The organism is Aminivibrio sp. (genome assembly GCF_016756745.1).
Taxonomy (GTDB): Bacteria; Synergistota; Synergistia; order Synergistales; family Aminobacteriaceae; genus Aminivibrio.
Window position 1 is genome coordinate 21,002 of sequence record NZ_JAESIH010000021.1, and the last position, 15,923, is coordinate 36,924.

General features: G+C 55.7%; 13 protein-coding genes. All 13 read right to left on the reverse strand.

Annotated features, from left to right (window positions below; all coding sequences use genetic code 11):
- Window positions 1-3: 3 nt before the first annotated feature.
- The gene (locus JMJ95_RS01530; protein ID WP_290681624.1) at window positions 4-4,332 is read right to left on the reverse strand and encodes a DUF6079 family protein; all 4,329 of its coding nucleotides are present in this window, start codon (window positions 4,330-4,332) and stop codon (window positions 4-6) included.
- 3 nt (window positions 4,333-4,335) lie between these two features.
- Window positions 4,336-6,927 (reverse strand): DNA methyltransferase, encoded by a 2,592-nt coding sequence (locus JMJ95_RS01535; protein ID WP_290681627.1) that lies wholly within the window; start codon window positions 6,925-6,927, stop codon window positions 4,336-4,338.
- Between the two features lie 2 nt (window positions 6,928-6,929).
- Window positions 6,930-7,454 (reverse strand): hypothetical protein, encoded by a 525-nt coding sequence (locus JMJ95_RS01540; RefSeq protein WP_290681630.1) that lies wholly within the window; start codon window positions 7,452-7,454, stop codon window positions 6,930-6,932.
- Window positions 7,451-8,164, reverse strand: coding sequence for a hypothetical protein (locus JMJ95_RS01545; RefSeq protein ID WP_290681633.1), 714 nt, complete (start codon window positions 8,162-8,164; stop codon window positions 7,451-7,453). Before JMJ95_RS01545 ends, JMJ95_RS01540 begins: the two co-directional genes overlap by 4 nt.
- Window positions 8,165-9,118: 954 nt before the next feature.
- Window positions 9,119-9,424 (reverse strand): ATP-binding protein, encoded by a 306-nt coding sequence (locus JMJ95_RS13880; RefSeq protein ID WP_367153732.1) that lies wholly within the window; start codon window positions 9,422-9,424, stop codon window positions 9,119-9,121.
- A 38-nt stretch (window positions 9,425-9,462) separates the two neighbouring features.
- Entirely contained in the window at window positions 9,463-10,629 is a 1,167-nt protein-coding gene (locus tag JMJ95_RS01550) for a site-specific integrase (RefSeq protein WP_290681635.1), read from the reverse strand.
- Between the two features lie 465 nt (window positions 10,630-11,094).
- Window positions 11,095-11,403 carry a ferredoxin family protein gene (locus JMJ95_RS01555; RefSeq protein WP_290681638.1) on the reverse strand — a complete coding sequence of 103 codons (309 nt, stop codon included), beginning with the start codon at window positions 11,401-11,403 and terminating at the stop codon, window positions 11,095-11,097.
- Between the two features lie 27 nt (window positions 11,404-11,430).
- Window positions 11,431-12,174: a DUF169 domain-containing protein gene (locus JMJ95_RS01560; protein WP_290681641.1), complete on the reverse strand. Its 744-nt coding sequence runs from the start codon at window positions 12,172-12,174 to the stop codon at window positions 11,431-11,433.
- Between the two features lie 30 nt (window positions 12,175-12,204).
- A complete protein-coding gene (locus tag JMJ95_RS01565) occupies window positions 12,205-13,014 on the reverse strand; it encodes a cation diffusion facilitator family transporter (RefSeq protein ID WP_290681656.1) in 810 nt (269 codons plus the stop codon).
- Between the two features lie 258 nt (window positions 13,015-13,272).
- Complete coding sequence (locus JMJ95_RS01570) at window positions 13,273-14,439, reverse strand: permease (protein WP_290681644.1); 1,167 nt, start codon at window positions 14,437-14,439, stop codon at window positions 13,273-13,275.
- Window positions 14,440-14,543: 104 nt separating this feature from the next.
- Window positions 14,544-14,786, reverse strand: coding sequence for a thioredoxin family protein (locus JMJ95_RS01575; protein WP_290681647.1), 243 nt, complete (start codon window positions 14,784-14,786; stop codon window positions 14,544-14,546).
- Window positions 14,783-15,151: a helix-turn-helix transcriptional regulator gene (locus JMJ95_RS01580; RefSeq protein WP_290681650.1), complete on the reverse strand. Its 369-nt coding sequence runs from the start codon at window positions 15,149-15,151 to the stop codon at window positions 14,783-14,785. Before JMJ95_RS01580 ends, JMJ95_RS01575 begins: the two co-directional genes overlap by 4 nt.
- 201 nt (window positions 15,152-15,352) lie before the next feature.
- Window positions 15,353-15,739: a putative zinc-binding protein gene (locus tag JMJ95_RS01585; protein WP_290681653.1), complete on the reverse strand. Its 387-nt coding sequence runs from the start codon at window positions 15,737-15,739 to the stop codon at window positions 15,353-15,355.
- Window positions 15,740-15,923 lie beyond the last annotated feature (184 nt).

Consider the following 15,923-nt stretch of genomic DNA (forward strand, 5'->3'; position numbering starts at 1 on the left):
TCCCTATTCCAACTGAAGCATCGGCAGAGAGTCGTCGTCCCCCTCGCCGCCGCTGAACTGGGACTCCAGAAAACGGCGGAATTCCTCCGCAACGCTCCGGATCTGGTCTTTCTCTATCGTGCCCGCCTTCGGTTTGAAATCGGCGATTTTGACCCGCTTCACAACGATCCGTTTCAGGTATCTGTTGATCATCTCCGCGATTTCCGGCGTTTTCCGGACGGCTTTGAGAAAGTACGCCCGCAGTTCGTCCGCTGTCGCGCACGCAAGCAGCCCCGCGATAACAGGCTCCGCTTTTCCCTGTTCCAGGCGCTGCCGCACGGTGGGGTTCAAGAACACCTCCATCTTTCGACGCCACGCATCCTCAAGCGTCTTTTCGGCTTTTCGGGCTGCTTCCGCCGCCGTCTCCGCAATCGCCGCCGCATTCGCGAACGAAAGACCGCAATCATGCTGCGGTTTGCTGCGCAGCCGCTCCACCACGGAGATTCGGGAAGAGGACCGGCACTCGAACACATCGTCCAGGAGCTTTTGAAGGTGCGCGGCCAGCTTCTCGGTGCTTGCGGGGCACAGCGCGGAAATACCGTCGAGAACGTGAAGGATCTCGATGTCGGCGCCCCCGAGGATGTCTTGAATCTTCCTCCGGCTGCCTTCGACGGCGTTCACGGCACTTTCGTGCATCGGCACGTAGACGGAGGCGTACTCGCGGATCATAGCGGCTATCGTTCCCTTTTCCCCTGCTGGCGCCTGAGGATGCCCGACGAGTTCAGTCTTCAGCCTGACGTCCGAATCGATGAACTCCTTCAAATTGCCGAGCTTCACCCGGACGGCCTCGACGGCCTTCCGTGTCTCCGACAGCTCCTGCTGCTCCCCGATCTGTGCCGTGCAGTACTCGCGGGCCGCCCGCAGCTCGTTCTCGTATTCGAGGAATGCGCGAATGTCGTGGTAGTTCTTCAGCCGGTTCGCCAGGTCGTCCACCTCGGCGGACGAAGCCGCGTTCGTATCGAAGGCCTTGTACCCCATGGCCTCCTTCAGCGCGTACAGGACAAGCTGAATGTCGTCGCCGCCGTCGACCGGGGCGCCGAAGAGCGAAACCGCCTGCTCCAGCTCCGTCGCGTACGGGTTTGCCGAATCCAGATCGTCGAACAGGCTCCGCGCACGGACATCTGTCCGTGCGGCGATTTCTTTCTCCGAGTTGAAGAGCGAGCGCAGCGCGGCGCGGTACTTCGAAACGGCGGCGTCGTCCCGGGTGTCCGGAATATCGGCGCCGAGCAGCTTTTCCGCGTACGGCCTCAGCACGTCCCAGTTCTCGGGCCGCGCCACCTTCCGGATCTCCGTCAGCGAATCGAGCACCTTCGCGGAAAATTCCACACCGGCGATGTTCGAGTAGTCCAGCGTTTCGAAGGGAAGCGACGCTTTGCTCCCCACGCCGACGCGCACGCTGCCGTCGCGGACGAGGCAGAGCAGAAAAATCTGCACCATCCGGCGTGTGAGTCCGTAGTCCTTCGGGCCTCCGATGCCCATGAAGTTCTTGTACAGCGTCTCCATCTTCATGGACTGGCTTTCGTCCGCCAGCTTGTCGTCGATGAACGCCCGCATGTCCCGGACATATCTGTTGTCCGAAACGTCCAGTTCCTTCTCCGCGCTCTTTTTCATGATGTTCAACGCGAAGCCGAAGTTCTGCGCGGCGCTGATGTGCTGATTGGGCTTCGCCCCCTTGGGGATGCTCCCTGTTCTGACGATGCCGTTGACGACCTTGACGCCTTCTTCTTTCCGGAAGACATAGGGCGGTTCGAACTTTATGTCCCGCGACTCGTAGGCGGCCGTGAGCGCGCGGTCGAGCAGCGGCGTCAGAATCGCCGCCAGATCCCCGGCCACGCGGAATTCCATCCGTGTGTTGTTCAGCGCGTCCACGCGACCCCGTGCGTAGCTGTTGTCCACGATCTTCACGATCCTGGCGAGGTCGGACTGAAGCGTGTTGGACACCCAGTTGATTACGGCGATGGCGTCTTCGGTTTCCTTCCCCTGCCAGTCGGCGACGAGTTTGCGGTATGCGGCGAAGTCGATGAGGCGGTCGCGCTCCTCCTGCGTCTGTTCCGAGGGAGTCCACAGAAGGACGCGGGGATCCTTGCGGCGCTCGATCAGCTTGAGAACCGACGCCTCGGGAACGTGCCGGATACCTACATAAACAGCGAAATCAAGATCGGACTGGTCGGTTTCGACCGGCGGAAGCGGCTGGCTTTCCGCTGCCATTCTCCCGAAGTCGCGCATACCCACACGGCCGGCGATCTGACGCCCCTGCCAGACCGCCTCCAGTTCCCGGTCTTGCGAATGGAAGGCGCCCTTGTCGTCAGGGTGCGCGGCAATTCCGCGGAAAATCGACCGGACGCCGCCGGAGAGGTCGATGGTCATCTGGCGCGTGCGCACCGGCCACTCGTCCAGCGCCAGAAGATGCTCCCACGCCTCCTTCTGCATCGCCTCGTTGGACTCCGCCGCGTCCCGCGCCTTCTGGAACTCGTCCCTCGGATCGATGCCCGTGAAGACCGGATCAAAGCGGTAGCGGGGGCGCTTCTCTTCGTCGAACGTCTGGACGATCTGGCGCAGCTCTATCTTCAGATTTTCGGCGATGTTCTCGTAGTGCTGGTTGTTCTCGTCCGGATTCGCATCGGCCTCGCGCTCGATGAGGACGGAGTTGGCTATATCCTCCGGCGTGATTCCCTGCTGGCGCGTCCGCGCGATATGGTAGAGGAAGAGCGTCTGAACGACTTTGAGCCCCTTGTCGCGGTGCACCTTCAGGTGTCCCTTGGTAAGGCCGTCGATCTGGCGCTTGCAGGATTCGTACGCCCGGTAGTCCGTCTCGCGCTTCGTCTTGATGGCGACGAGCCCGGAGTGCACGCCGCTCGGGTCTTCCTCGTACCGTACCGCTTCGTCGAACAGCTCCCACAGCCGGATCAGCTCGCGCCCTTTGCTCCTGATCTGCTGTTTCAGCGTCTGGTGCATGAAGTGGATCGCCGAGCGCGTCGTGGTCAGCTCGTACGTGATGGCACGCAACACCTCCACGGCGGGTTTGTGAAAAGGGAAGAAGTGCCGGAACTCCGCCTCGCCGATGCTGTTCGGCCAGGTGAATCCCCGCTTGTAATGGAGATAGTAGTTGCCGATGGCCGCAGGATCCTTGATCTTCCGCACCCGCGCGAGGACGATGTCGTAGTAGTCCTTGTCCTCCTCCAGCAGCTTGACCAGCTTCAGGCGGTCGTCGGCGATGATGTTCTTGACCCCCATCTTGCTTTCGATGGCCTGCTGGGCGGCGCAGACGGTCCATACCGGCAGGTTCTGAATCTTCGCCAGCCTGTTCGAGAGGACGACGAGGGTTTTCTCGTCGTCGGCACGCTGCTCCTCGTCCCGGTTCTTCATGAAGAGGGAGACCTCGTCCAGCACCAGCAGTATGCCGCTGTAGCCTTCGGCGAGGATCGTCTCCGCCATGTGCCCCAGAATCTCCTCGGTCTCCGCGGCGATCTGCGGCTGGACCTTCAGATACTCGGTATAGAAACGCCAGAGCTTGTTGCCGCAGCTCCGCTTGTACTCGGGCGTCCTGTTCTGCTGGATGGTGGCGAGAAAGTCGTCGATCTCCTCGAACTCGTCCTCGTCGAAGAACTTCGGGTCGCGCAGGAACCTGGCCAGATCCTTCCGGTAGCGCTCCATATCCTCCGTGATGAAGCGGTCGGCGAGCAGCTCCACCGGATACAGGGAGATGTTCTTCCCCAGCTCGGCAAGCAGCTGCTCCTTGACGGCGTCGAGGATGTACTCGGAGAGCCTTCGCCCCTTGTCGGCCAGCCCCACCGTCCCGCTGCCGGCGCCGACGAGCGTCTTGACGACCACGAAGACGCCCTTGCTCCCCTTGCCGCTCTTGGCCTCGATCCCCTCCTCCCAGAAGCGGTAGAGCGATTCCCGTTTGCCTTTTCCGGAGGCCTCCTCTTTTCTTTTGACGATCTCCCAGGCTTCCTTGCGTCCGAGCGCCAGCGAGGCAAGGCAGCATAGCAGGTGCGACTTGCCGGAGCCGAACTCCGCCTGGATCCAGTACCCCTGGCCTATCGGGTTTTCCTTCCGCTCCCGCTTCCAGGGCGCGGCCATGCCGCGCAGGATGTCGGTGAGGAAGGGGCGCACAGGATCGATCTGAAACTCCTCGACGGTCTGCAGCTCCGGTATCCGCGCTCTTCGGCTTTCCGCCGAGTTCGAGTCGGCCCAGACGTGTTTTTCCAGCGAGTAGACGGAGATGATTCTGTCCGGGACCGTGCAGATCTCCGCAAGCGGCTGTCTTTGAGTGAAAAGATCTCCTTGCATGGCTTACTCCTCCGTTTTCCTTCCGCGGCGCTTCGGCTCGCTTGCCTCGCGCGCCAGCATCCTCGCGCACACCTGATAGTCCTCCTCGACGTTGACCATGGTCTCCTCGGAGAGCGCGTCGGGGTTCAGCCCGCCCTTCTCGAACAGCAGCTTCCCCTGCTCGTAGAGCCCGGCCCGCTTGCAGTGGCGTATCCACTCCGCGAGCGTCGCGTCGTTCGGGCGCTCCTGTTCAGGGATGACGGCCCCCTGAGCGAGCTGGGCGAGATAGCGCTTCACCCGCCTTCCCAGCCCTCTGGCGCGTGCGTCGCGCTTGGCCCGTTCCTCCTCTTCGGAGGCCGGAAGGCGCCACGTTCCCTTTTCGGTCGTGTAGAAGTAGTCAGGCAGGAGATCGGTCAATTGGCGGCGAGGCTTGTCCGTCACCGCGTAGATGTAGAACTCGAAGAGATTGCTGTAGTGCACGCCCTCGTCGCCGGGGTTTTTCCCGAGAAAGTCCTTGAGGAACGCGCCGATCTTTTCGGCCGCCGCTTCCTCGCGTGCGTTTTCCGCGTCGTCGTGAAGAACCAGTTCGGTCTCCTTCAGGTACCAGCGGCCGATCTCGTGCGTGCCGAAGAGGTTCGGTTCCTCCGGCTCGAAGAGGGTTTTCATCACGGGGGTCTTCACCTCTTCCGCCGCGCTCCGGAGCAGTTCGTCGAAGTCGTGCGCCTCCATCTGCCCCTTGCGAACCATCCGGCTCACGACCTCGTCGTAGATCCGGTCCTTGGTGCTGCCGGGGTGCGCGCCGAGATAGTCGCGGACGATCCGGCGGACCTTCTCGCCGAAGGTCGTCTTGTCCTCGTCCCCGGTGAGGAGGATGGCCTCCGCTGCTTCGCCGGGCTTGGGCTTGCGGAAGTTGATGACGAGGTCGCGTTTGTTTACTTTATCAGCGTTAAGCTGATTGTACGACTTCTGCAAGGTGTCGATGTAGAGCGCGGAGTCTGTTTTTTCGACAACGAACCCTGCTTCCGCCATGATGTCCTGCACCAAAGTCCACGTCCCCTCCGATGTGTCGTGGTAGCACAGCGAAATGCACCGTCCGGGTTTGAGCACGCGGTAGCACTCTCCCATTGCCTGACGCATCATTCCGGCCCAGTCTTCCTCGGTCTTGCCCCGCACTTCGTTGACGATGATCTCCTCGTCGTGCCAGTGCGTATCGAAGCCGAGCCACGCCTCCCAGATGAAGTTGAGTTCGCCGTATTGGATTTTGTCGGCATAGGGGGGATCGGTGAAGATGTAGTCAATTGAATTTGATACAATCCCCGACTGTTTTGATGCATCTTGTGTTGATACTATAATCTTAGTATAGCTGCTAGAGTCATTTCGAATTTTTTGATAACCTCTGGCAAGGTTGGTTATTTTACCTGCATACCATGGAAGAACGGCATATTCCCGTCCAGTCTGTGGTATGTAATATGTGCCTTTAAAAAGATTGTTTGGGAACCGGGGATCAGTTGAGTATCCCTGCATCTTGCTGAGGTTCACAAGAATGGCTTCAAAACCAAAAAACAATTCATCGGAATGCTTGATTTTACGACCAATAGTATTCCGTATCGCCGCCAGCGCCCACAGATTGCGCTTGGTGAAGAGTTCATCCACAGTTCGAAAATTGCTGGTTCCCGCACGCCATTTAACGCCCCAACACTCCTGCTCTTTGGGCGCGTGCATCATCCGGTCTTTCGGATACCAGTACGGAATCTCACTCTCCTCGATCTCCCGGATCTTCCCGAGGTCGTACTTCTCGAAGTACTCCCGCTTCTTCTCGTCCGGGTCGTTATGCCGCCGCTCGCCCCGCTTCGGTGTGCAGCCGTTCTCGCAGAGGTAGCTCACCATCACGGGGATCGCGCCGAACTTCTCCGTGCGCGTGCTGATCTCCTCCGTGATGCCCCGCTGAAAGCAGTGCGGGCAGGCGCTGATCTTCTTCGGTTTCCCCTTTGCGGTCTCCCCTTCGACCTCGACGCAGTCGAAGAGCGGAACTTTCTCGAAGCAGCGGGGGCAGCGGAAGACCTGGGAGTACACCGTGTACGCCGTCGTCGCCTTGCCGCCGCACCGGTCGCATCGCGTCTCGTACAGCCAGTCTATCTCCGGCTTGACCGTGCGCTCCAGCTCCTCGAAGGCGTGCTGCAGCTCGTCGGTGTCCACCGGCGTGCAGTAGTTCTTGGTGATGAAGGTCGCCGCGGGGGAGCGGTCGATGGCGATGGCCTTCCGCTCCTCCATCAGCGCAGCGAGCGCCGTGCCGCCGGAGCCGCAGAAGGGGTCGAGCACCAGGTCGCCCGGTTTGGTGTAGTGGCGGATGTACTGACGGATGGCGTCGTGCGGCTTCTTCGACCAGTAGGTGTGCATGTTGTAGATGGCCGTGGCCTTGGTGGTCTCTATGGCCTTGTCGAAGGGCGGCGCGTCGTAGTCGTCCGTCTCGGGATCGTAGGGGTTTTCCTGCAGATGCTGCTCCACGAAGGCCCGCAGGTTCGGGTTCGGTTGATCTCCTGAGTAGTACCCCTCCGGCATTTCGGGGATTGTTTCCTTGAAGAGGCTGCCGGACTGCGCTTCTTTTTTCTTCGCCATGGCTACTCTCTGACCTCCCAGAGGTGGTTGTCGGCTATCAGGTTCGTGGGCAGGGTGTAGTCTCCCCCGTTCGCTTCATGGAACATGACGACCCGTCCGCGCGACCTCCGGCCGGGGAGCAGCAGCAGAATCCGCTGCTCGTCCGCCGCCATGCTGCGCAGCAGGTTCAGTTCGATCTGGTAGGCGAAGAGCATCTCCAGATTGGAGAGGACCAGGATTCCTCCGCCGGCGAGGCGTTCGCGCAGAAACCGCTCGAACGCCCTTGCCACGTGGGCTGCCGTGGGTTCGGGGCGCTTCGCCTCGTTTTCGGCAAGCTCCCTGAACTCATCGTCCGGTATCGCGTCCAGGATGCCCCTGTTGACGTTGACGGGCCCGGGAAAAGGGATGCCGTCCGTGGTCCTGGCCTGTCGCAGTTTCGCCGCAAAAGCGCCGAGTGCGGCGTAGCCGCTCAGAACGCCGTACAGGTGCCTTCCTCCGGGGAGCGCGAGCTTTTGGCGGAGCGCTTCGATGATCTCGGTGCTCTTCATGACGTTTTTCCTCCGATGATCCGTTCGACCGCTTCCGCGAGCGTGTACCTCGTCGTGAACTGGCGGACGGCGTCGATCTCCGAGACCTTGCTGATCAGTCCGCTGTTCCGCAGGCCGTACAGTGCGTGCGGAAGGCGTTCCGGGTTCCAGAGCATGGCGCGGATCAGGCGGTTCTCTTCGAGCTTGCGGATGTCGTACATGCCGGGTTCCGGAAACTCGCTGTGGAGTACGAATGCGAAGGACGCCGCCGGAATCTCCCGGTAGGAGAAGGCGAGCTTCGTCCGGTCGGCCTTGGCGACACCGCCCGCCGCAAGGGCGTCCACGATGGCCTTGGTGCAGTCCGTGATGCTCTTGGACTCGGGAAACTGCTCCGTCAGGCGGTTCCGGATGTGCTCGCGGTGCAGGCGGCCCGTGCCAAGGTTGGGGATGAGCAGTTCCTCGACGATCTCCGCCTGGAGCGGTTCCGCGAGGAGAAAACGGTAGAAGCAGACCTCCCGCAGCTCGCGGGTATCCGGGAAGGCCTTGGCGAACAGGCGCAGGGGAGCGTCCGCGTACCCTTCCGGGAACATTCTTCCCGTGATGTAGTTGGTATATCGCTGCCTTGTTTGTTCGGCACTGAAAGGAAGAGAGCTTCTGAGAAAAGATCGTATCTCGTTCAGCGAATCGCTGTCAGGAAGGTCAGGCAGAATCTTGATAGTCTCCTTGAGCAATGATTTTCCGAATAAACCTGTGCGTGTTTTTCTTATGGGCATGGGTGACGACGGCGTCGGAACTATCTCAGGAGAATCAGTATCGAACAGCGTCCCTTGAGCAGGTATTCTTGGTTTCTCCTTGGGCGTTTGTGTAGAAGTGCCATAATATTTACGGATCCAATCCACAAGCTTTATAAGGATAGCGCTATTGCCTTTAATGCCGTTAAATTGGCAGAGATCATCATATGGAGCTTCCAACAGAGAAGAGAGGCTGCCGTAGTGAGACAGCAGACGGGCCGCAAGTGGCTGAAGATCTACTCGGGGAATAGAATAAGTCAGTAGAAGTTCAAGCAGGGCTTCTTCAGAGCGGGAAGATTCTTCCCCTGAGGAAAAACGGTCTCGTAAACGTTCTCGATGATTAGGTTTGACTGTTTCTGACATTTTTATCCCAACCCATTCTTAGTAATTAGGCGAGCTTCGATTATCTTAACTCCTGTTGGGCAAGACCAAAGGAATTTTTGCGAATCAGGATAACAAACCGATTTTTATGAATAATCAATAGAAATTACTGACTCATTTCCAGTTTCGAGAAGTATTTAGGGTCTATTCGATAATGTTTTATTTCTCTAAATCTCGATGCATTCATTTCTTTTTAATGAGAATGGCTTTTTCATCCTTGAAGCATGGTTAGTATTCATTGAGTTAAGAAAATCAGTAGAAATAATCTTACAACACAGCGAGAAGAATTGCATTGTTGATTCTCTCTATTTTCTGTAGCAAATTCCAACTTGTCTAATATGGAGTTCAACACTTTCTCTCCGTCCCCTTTTAGGTCTTTGAGAAAATTCGGACCTTTTGTTCCCGTTTCCTAAACCCTTGCCTTACGAGCATCAAAAACCTTAACCTTTATGCTTCTTGAACGTTGGTGTTCCGAAATGTGGAATAAAAACGTTGCGGGGGACGGATGTGGTGTTACAAAACGGCACAACGGGCTTTTGAAGAATGTTGCGTTTGCAATAAATAAAAAGAAAGGTAAATGGTAATGAATCCCTCCTTCGAAAATGGGACATATCCCGGTTCGTCCACTATGAACAGGTTGTACCAGGTGTACTTGCCCAGAGTCCGGGCAAGGGTTTTCTCCCCCCGGCTTTCCAGGAGTTCGTTGACGAGATTGCAGGACGTGGTGAACCGAACCCGAAGGTTCTTCCAGCAGGCTTCTATTCCAAGGGTCGTGGCGAGGTGGGTTTTCCCGCACCCGCTTTTGCCCAGGAAGAGAATATTCTACCCTGCCCCGTTTTATGCCCCCATTGTGTTGTTCAATAGTACAGGCTTTCGAGCTTGTCAACAGCCTCCTGTTTCTGGTCCGGGGCAAGGTGGGCGTATCTCAGCGTTTGATCCAGCCGGGAATGCGTCATCAACTCTTTTATAGTCAGTATGCTAACACCTGCCATTACCAGTTGAGACGCGAAATCGTGTCTGAGGTCGTGCCAGCGGAAATTCTCAATGTCGGCATCACGTATTGTCTTTTCCCACGATGACCGCACATCATGCATTGATTTCCCGGTGGGACCGATGAAGAGAAATTCACCCAGTCCGGTTCTTTGCCTAAACTGCCTCCACTCTGAGAGCACTCGGAAAACGATAGGGTTCATCGGTATAAAATTTTGTTTGTCGCCTTTTGCAGTGTCACGGCGGAGCCGGATGGTTCGCGTTTCAAAGGCGATGTCATCCCACCGGAGCTTTAGTAAAGCACCTCTGCGGATGCCTGTGTTCAGAGCAACCAAGACGATTGTTTTCAGGTAGTCCGGTTCTCCGGGCTTTTCCCGTTTGTCAAGGACGGTTAGTAGACGGTTTCTTTCATCAGGGCTCAAGTATCGTATAATTTCAACTGAGTCGGATTCAGGAAGTTTTTTTACCTTTTTTTGAATCAGGGGACAGATAGCGATTTTATCGTTTTCCCGAGCCCATCTGACCATTGCCAAAAAAGCGTTTGATGCTCGATTCATTGAGCTGGCTTTTTTCCCTTTCTTTTTCTCTTCGCTTCTCCAAGTGGCTAGATCCTCTCCTGTCAGTGTGGAGCAGGCTCTGGGGAAAAAAATACCGAAATCTCGGCTAATAAAATTTTCCGCGTTTGTGGATTTATGGTGAACTAAAACCTGTTTTCTATATAACTCAAAAATCTCCCCAACGGTTATTTCATCGGGTTTTTTTCCGGTTGTGATAGGGATGCCCCTGATGAGGTCAGCGAGTTTTGTTTTTGCAACTTCCCGCGCCTGGGAGACCGTTAGAATAGAGGCATCCCCTATTTTAAGCGAGCTTCGCTTGTCAGTGACCTTTGTTCTGTAATCAAGGTAGAATAACTTTTTACCTGACGGCTCTACCCTCAAGATTAATCCCTGGATCTCAGAATCCCTAACGGTGTATCGTTTTTCTTTAGGGGTAAAATTTTTCACGTTTGTGTTCGTGAGTTTTTCGACAGCCATTTTCTCTCTTCCTTTTTCACTAATTCAGACTCCAAACAGACTCCAAAAAAATCATATCACACCGTACAAATACATACAACAAGGAACAGGGGAGTTTTATCAAACATTGATGTTTACTGATTTTATAAACGCAATGCCTTGTAGGTGCAAAGCCAATAAAATCTATTATTTCCTTCACACGGAAGAGGTCACTGGTTCGATCCCAGTATCGCCCACCATTATGTAGTCACAGGGGTTTCTGCAATTGTGCAGAAACCCTTTTTTATGCAGGGAAGGAGTCATGAAAGGGCTCCTTCAAACCTGACAATCTCCTGCCTGTACCCCGGAAAAGAATCGCCCACCTTGATTATTTCCAGAATCCGGCTGAAACGACGGAATATTTTAGCTTTTCCCATGCCAGTCCAGCGCATAAAAAGGCACAGGAAACCCAAAGGGGATTCCTGTGCCTTTTGGTTTTTTGCCGTTTCAGCCGGTAATTTTACCTTCTTTGATCATCTCTTCCCTTACTTTACCCCAGATTCCCTCTTTTTTATAAAGCGCTCTTACCGCTTCGAGGTCAGGGAAGGTGATCGCCTTCGCCGGACAGAGATTTGCACAGGTAGAACACCCCACCACCTGGCAGTTGAAGAAATTCTCCACCGAGGACTTCCCGTCGCGCCATCTGAATACATTTTTCCCGCAGTTGAGGCACATCCCGCATCCTACGCATTTTTCCCCGTCGATCGTCGGCCCCCAGTTCACTTTCTCTCTCGGATATCCTGCAATCCAGGGCATGGAGCAACCTCCTCTCCACATCACACTTCAGATACTTCGTTCTTCCATCTTCCGAAGCTGCGCATAGGCGTTCTTCCCTCTCGAAGCAGGCATAGCCTTCCGGGAGAGGCGCTGAATCTCTCCGGTTATTCCGGGAAGCATTTCCGCCGGAAAACCGAGTACTGATTCTCCCGGAAGAATATCGGTCGCATCCCGGCATCCATAACACCCGAAGGAAAGATTGAGCCGTTTCTCAAAATAGGGCAAAATGGTGGAGTCCACGCACGTGGCCTGGAGAACCGCCGTAGAGGAACCGACCCTCTCCCCGCCCTTGATATTCAAATCGGCAAGAGCTATCCACATGAGACGTTCCACCTCATCCTCCACCACCACCACATCAGGAATACGCGACACTCTTTCCAGCGGGGCAAGCTCGACGGCATACAGTGATCTTCCCTCAAAACGAGGCATATTCTCAAACATTTTTTTGCCTGTTTCAGAACAGCCCACTATCCCGAACCCGACCAGCCCTTCTCCGGAAGCCAGTTTTTCCGGCAGATTTGAAAAACCGAACGCCCTTGCAGCCGCAGGGCAAGAAATACCCTGTCCGTCGAGAAGCACCGTTTTCCCCCGTCGCGCCACCATGAGAGCCTGACAGTATCGGTGATTCTCAAGCACTTCACCTTCCGATGATTCCTTTTGCCGAAGAAACGAAACCCCTACCGGGAAGGAAGCAAGTCCAAGGTCATGCCGCAGAGAAATCCCCATTGATCTTATCTCATTCAGTTCCATCAGCAGTCCCCCTCCTGATCATACTTCGAATCAGTCGTTCCCCGAGCATCGACCGCCGATGCATGCCCCGAATTCTATTTGCAGCGTGACGTGGGAGATCGAAAAAACGTCCCGTATTTGGCGGGAGATAGACTCAAGCATGCCGTCAGTGCTGTTTTTCATGGAATCACACAGCGTTACATGGGCTTCGAGAAACAGCTCTTTTCCGTCAGTGGTCCAGATATGCACATGGTGCATGTCTATAACATCGTTTCTCTCTTCCACCGCTGCGATTATTTTCTTTACGTCTATTCCTTCTGGCGTACCCTGCATGAGGATATGCACCGAAGTTTTCAGGAGCGGCCAGGATTCCCTGAGGACGTAAAGGGAGACGACGAGTGTGAGCAACGGATCGAGCCAGTACCACCCGAACAGCATCATAAGAATGGCCGCGGCGATAACTCCGACCGAAGATAGTGTGTCCATAACGATGTGCAGATACGCCGAACGGATATTCAGGCTTTCTTTGGAGTCGCCGTGAAGAAGCCAGGCAGTAAAGAGATTGCCCAGGAGTCCTATTACCGCAACCACCAGCATGACCCCTCCGACAACCGGTTCGGGATGATAGAATTTTCTGCCTGCCTCCACCAGCAGGAACAGGCCGATTCCCACAAGAGCGACGGTATTCACTAGGGATGCAAGAACTTCAGCCCTCTTGAATCCGAAGGAATGGGACGGCGTCCGTTCCTTTGCGGCTATTCTCCTCGCCAGCCAGCTTATGCCGAGGGACGACGTATCGGAAAGGTTGTGAACCGCATCGGAAAGAAGGGCCAGGCTGTTCGACATAATTCCTCCAACCACTTCGGCTAGGGTAATCGTTAAGTTCAGGACAAGAGACAGGAGCAGCCTTCCCTCGGAAGTTCCGGCAGAAATCCCGTGAGAATGGGAATGTCCGTGGTCATGGACATGATTGTGACCATGTTCATGATTATGGTCCGAATGTTCTTCTTGTGTTTCTTCCTTGTGATTGTGGATATTCACGATCCGCTCTCCTTCTTTCTTTTCTTCTGGAACAGCAGCTCAAATTTCTTTGCAGCCTTAGTTGACAGCACTTGCTGATCACGAAGCGAATGCTCCGAACAGCATGCCCGCAGCTGTAGAAAGGATCACCACGAGCGCGACATACGTCGTCGTCTTCCTGGGGCCGAGTATACTGTTGATCACGAGCATGCTTGGCAGGGACAGGGCCGGACCGGCAAGCAGCAGGGCCAGGGCAGGCCCCTTTCCCATGCCGGCGCCGAGAAGCCCCTGGAGTATGGGCACTTCGGTGAGAGTGGCGAAGTACATGAACGCACCGGAAATGGAGGCAAAGAAGTTTGCCCCGAGGGAGTTCCCTCCCACGAGCATGGCCACGTAGCGGCTCGGGATGAGGGCCTCGTGACCGGGGCGGCCCAGGAGGAAGCCCGCCACAAGAACGCCGCCGAAAAGAAGGGGCATAACCTGGAGGGCGTATCCCCATGTTGAGGTGTACCAGTCCTGCCGCTCGTCTCGGCTGAACCACATCCAGGCTGACAGCACCGTGGCGGCAAGTCCTGCCCCTGAGAGCACCCACTTCAGGTTGTAAACCCCTTCCCAGAATGCGCTGGAGGTCTTCGGAGCCGCCCAGTTTGCGAAGACGAGAAAAACCACCATGCTCGCCATGTACACAACCGTCTTCCACAGAGGACGACCGCCCTCTTCCTCCGGGAGCTCGGCGAACCCTTCCTGGCGGGCCTGTTCCTCTTTGCCGAAGATGGCCGCCATGAGAAGGCCGATCACCACGCTGAAGATTACCGCACCCACAGCCCTGGCGATGCCCAGCTCCAGGCCGAGCACCCGGGCGGTGAGGACAATGGCAAGAACATTGATGGCGGGTCCGGAGTAAAGAAACGCCGTCGCCGGGCCGAGTCCGGCGCCCCGCATGTAAATTCCTGCGAAGAGTGGCAGCACGGTGCAGGAACACACTGCGAGCACCGTCCCGGAGACGGAGGCCACGGAGTAGGCGATCCATTTCTTCGCCTTTGCCCCCAGATACTTCATCACCGACTGTTGGCTCACGAACACTGATATGGCTCCGGCGATGAAAAATGCGGGAACAAGACAGAGAAGCACATGTTCGCGGGCGTAGTCGGCCATCATGGCCACCGATTCCGTAAGACCCGCGATCACCCGTTCATTCCCCTCGGGGAGGAAGTAAAAGGTCAGGAAGAACGCTGCAATCCAGAAAAATTTCTTGCGGTCACTCATTTCCATCAACTCCGTTTTCTATATTGTCTGCTATATGGCTTTTTTAGCACATAAATTCCGAAAAAAATCCCCCCCGCCGAAGACGGGGGGACGTATTCAAAACTTTACCCCTTCGCCTTCTCCAGGAGTTCTTTCACTTTGTCATAGGAAGGCACATGGCCTGCAGAAAGAACCCTGCCGTCCACGGCAAGAGCCGGAGTGGTCATGACGCCGAATTCCATGATGCGGGGGATCTCGGTCACCTTTTCGATGACATAGTCCAGGGAAAGCTCCTTCGCTGCCTGGTCGGCAAGTTCAGTGAGCTTCTTGCACTTGGGGCATCCTGTGCCCAGAATCTGGATTTTCATATTCTTTTTTCCTCCTCCCGATTTTCGTCTTGAAGAAATGAACCGCACCCGCATGAGGAAAAAACCATATCCACATTCTGCCCCTGCACCACTTTCTCCACGCAGGAAAGAAGGGAGGCAAGACACCGGATACGAAGGCTGTACCAGACGTTGAGGCCTTCCTTACGGCTGTCCAGTATTCCAAGGTTCTTCATCAGGGCGAGATGCTTGCTTATGGTGGTTCGGTCGAAATGAAACATTTCCGCAATTTCGCAGACGCACATTTCCCGCTTCGCCAGAGCTTCAACTACACAAAGCCTGACGGGATGGGCAATTCCCTTCAGAATAGCCGCCTTTTTTTGCTGTAAGTCGACCAGTTTATTCATTTACCCACCCCCAACGTGGCAATATTACCACATAGAATCAAAAAAACAAGAAGATAGTCTTTTCTGACTTTCTTACTCAACGCCAGGTTTTCTCAGGATGTTGATCACCATATATTTTTCAGTCATGAAAAAAAGATTTTCCCGTTGATCACAACAAACTCTTTCGTGCCGGCGAAAAGCCGGTTCAGGTGGAACACCTCCCTACTTTCCTGCTGCGAGAAGAGTTCTGCCTTCGGCGGCAGCCTTTTCTATGTTCTCTTCGGTCGGCGGACACTCCCCTTTTTTCATCCCCACGTCAGTAAGACGGAAATGCTCGAAATTCTCAATTCCCGCTTTTTCGAGCATTTTCCTGGTACAGTCCAGAGGGCAGCCATCCATGGCAAGAACCTTGCCCGCAAACCGGGCGGACAGTATCAGCCCTTCGGACCCGGCACCCACCAGGGCCAGGCACGCAAGGCTGCCGTATCCTTCTTCAGTGAGTTTCCGGGCGGCCCCGTAGGCGGTGGCCCCGATATCAGCAGCACCCGCACAGCAAAAGATAATCTTTGGAGCCCCGCCTTCACAACCGCATCCGCAGTGAACCGACATGCTATCCCTCCTGATGTGTATGTAAACAATAAAACTACGTTCGATTCATAAGGTTAAGGAACCTCTGAAAAAGTCTCGGGCAAATTGCCCTGCAACCCTGTAAAATAGCGCTATGGGAACTGTTTCTTACTCCAGACCATACGGGGAGATGAAGACCGATGAACCGCCAGAAAACGCTTGCGAA

Bases quoted from the DNA above. Each gene is read 5' to 3' on its own strand.
- JMJ95_RS01570 (WP_290681644.1), bottom strand. From the start codon at position 14,439: ATGAGTGACCGCAAGAAATTTTTCTGGATTGCAGCGTTCTTCCTGACC.
- JMJ95_RS01550 (WP_290681635.1), bottom strand. From the start codon at position 10,629: ATGGCTGTCGAAAAACTCACGAACACAAACGTGAAAAATTTTACCCCT.
- JMJ95_RS01530 (WP_290681624.1), bottom strand. From the start codon at position 4,332: ATGCAAGGAGATCTTTTCACTCAAAGACAGCCGCTTGCGGAGATCTGC.
- JMJ95_RS01555 (WP_290681638.1), bottom strand. From the start codon at position 11,403: ATGCCCTGGATTGCAGGATATCCGAGAGAGAAAGTGAACTGGGGGCCG.
- JMJ95_RS01540 (WP_290681630.1), bottom strand. From the start codon at position 7,454: ATGAAGAGCACCGAGATCATCGAAGCGCTCCGCCAAAAGCTCGCGCTC.
- JMJ95_RS01535 (WP_290681627.1), bottom strand. From the start codon at position 6,927: ATGGCGAAGAAAAAAGAAGCGCAGTCCGGCAGCCTCTTCAAGGAAACA.
- JMJ95_RS01585 (WP_290681653.1), bottom strand. From the start codon at position 15,739: ATGTCGGTTCACTGCGGATGCGGTTGTGAAGGCGGGGCTCCAAAGATT.
- JMJ95_RS01560 (WP_290681641.1), bottom strand. From the start codon at position 12,174: ATGGAACTGAATGAGATAAGATCAATGGGGATTTCTCTGCGGCATGAC.
- JMJ95_RS01580 (WP_290681650.1), bottom strand. From the start codon at position 15,151: ATGAATAAACTGGTCGACTTACAGCAAAAAAAGGCGGCTATTCTGAAG.
- JMJ95_RS01575 (WP_290681647.1), bottom strand. From the start codon at position 14,786: ATGAAAATCCAGATTCTGGGCACAGGATGCCCCAAGTGCAAGAAGCTC.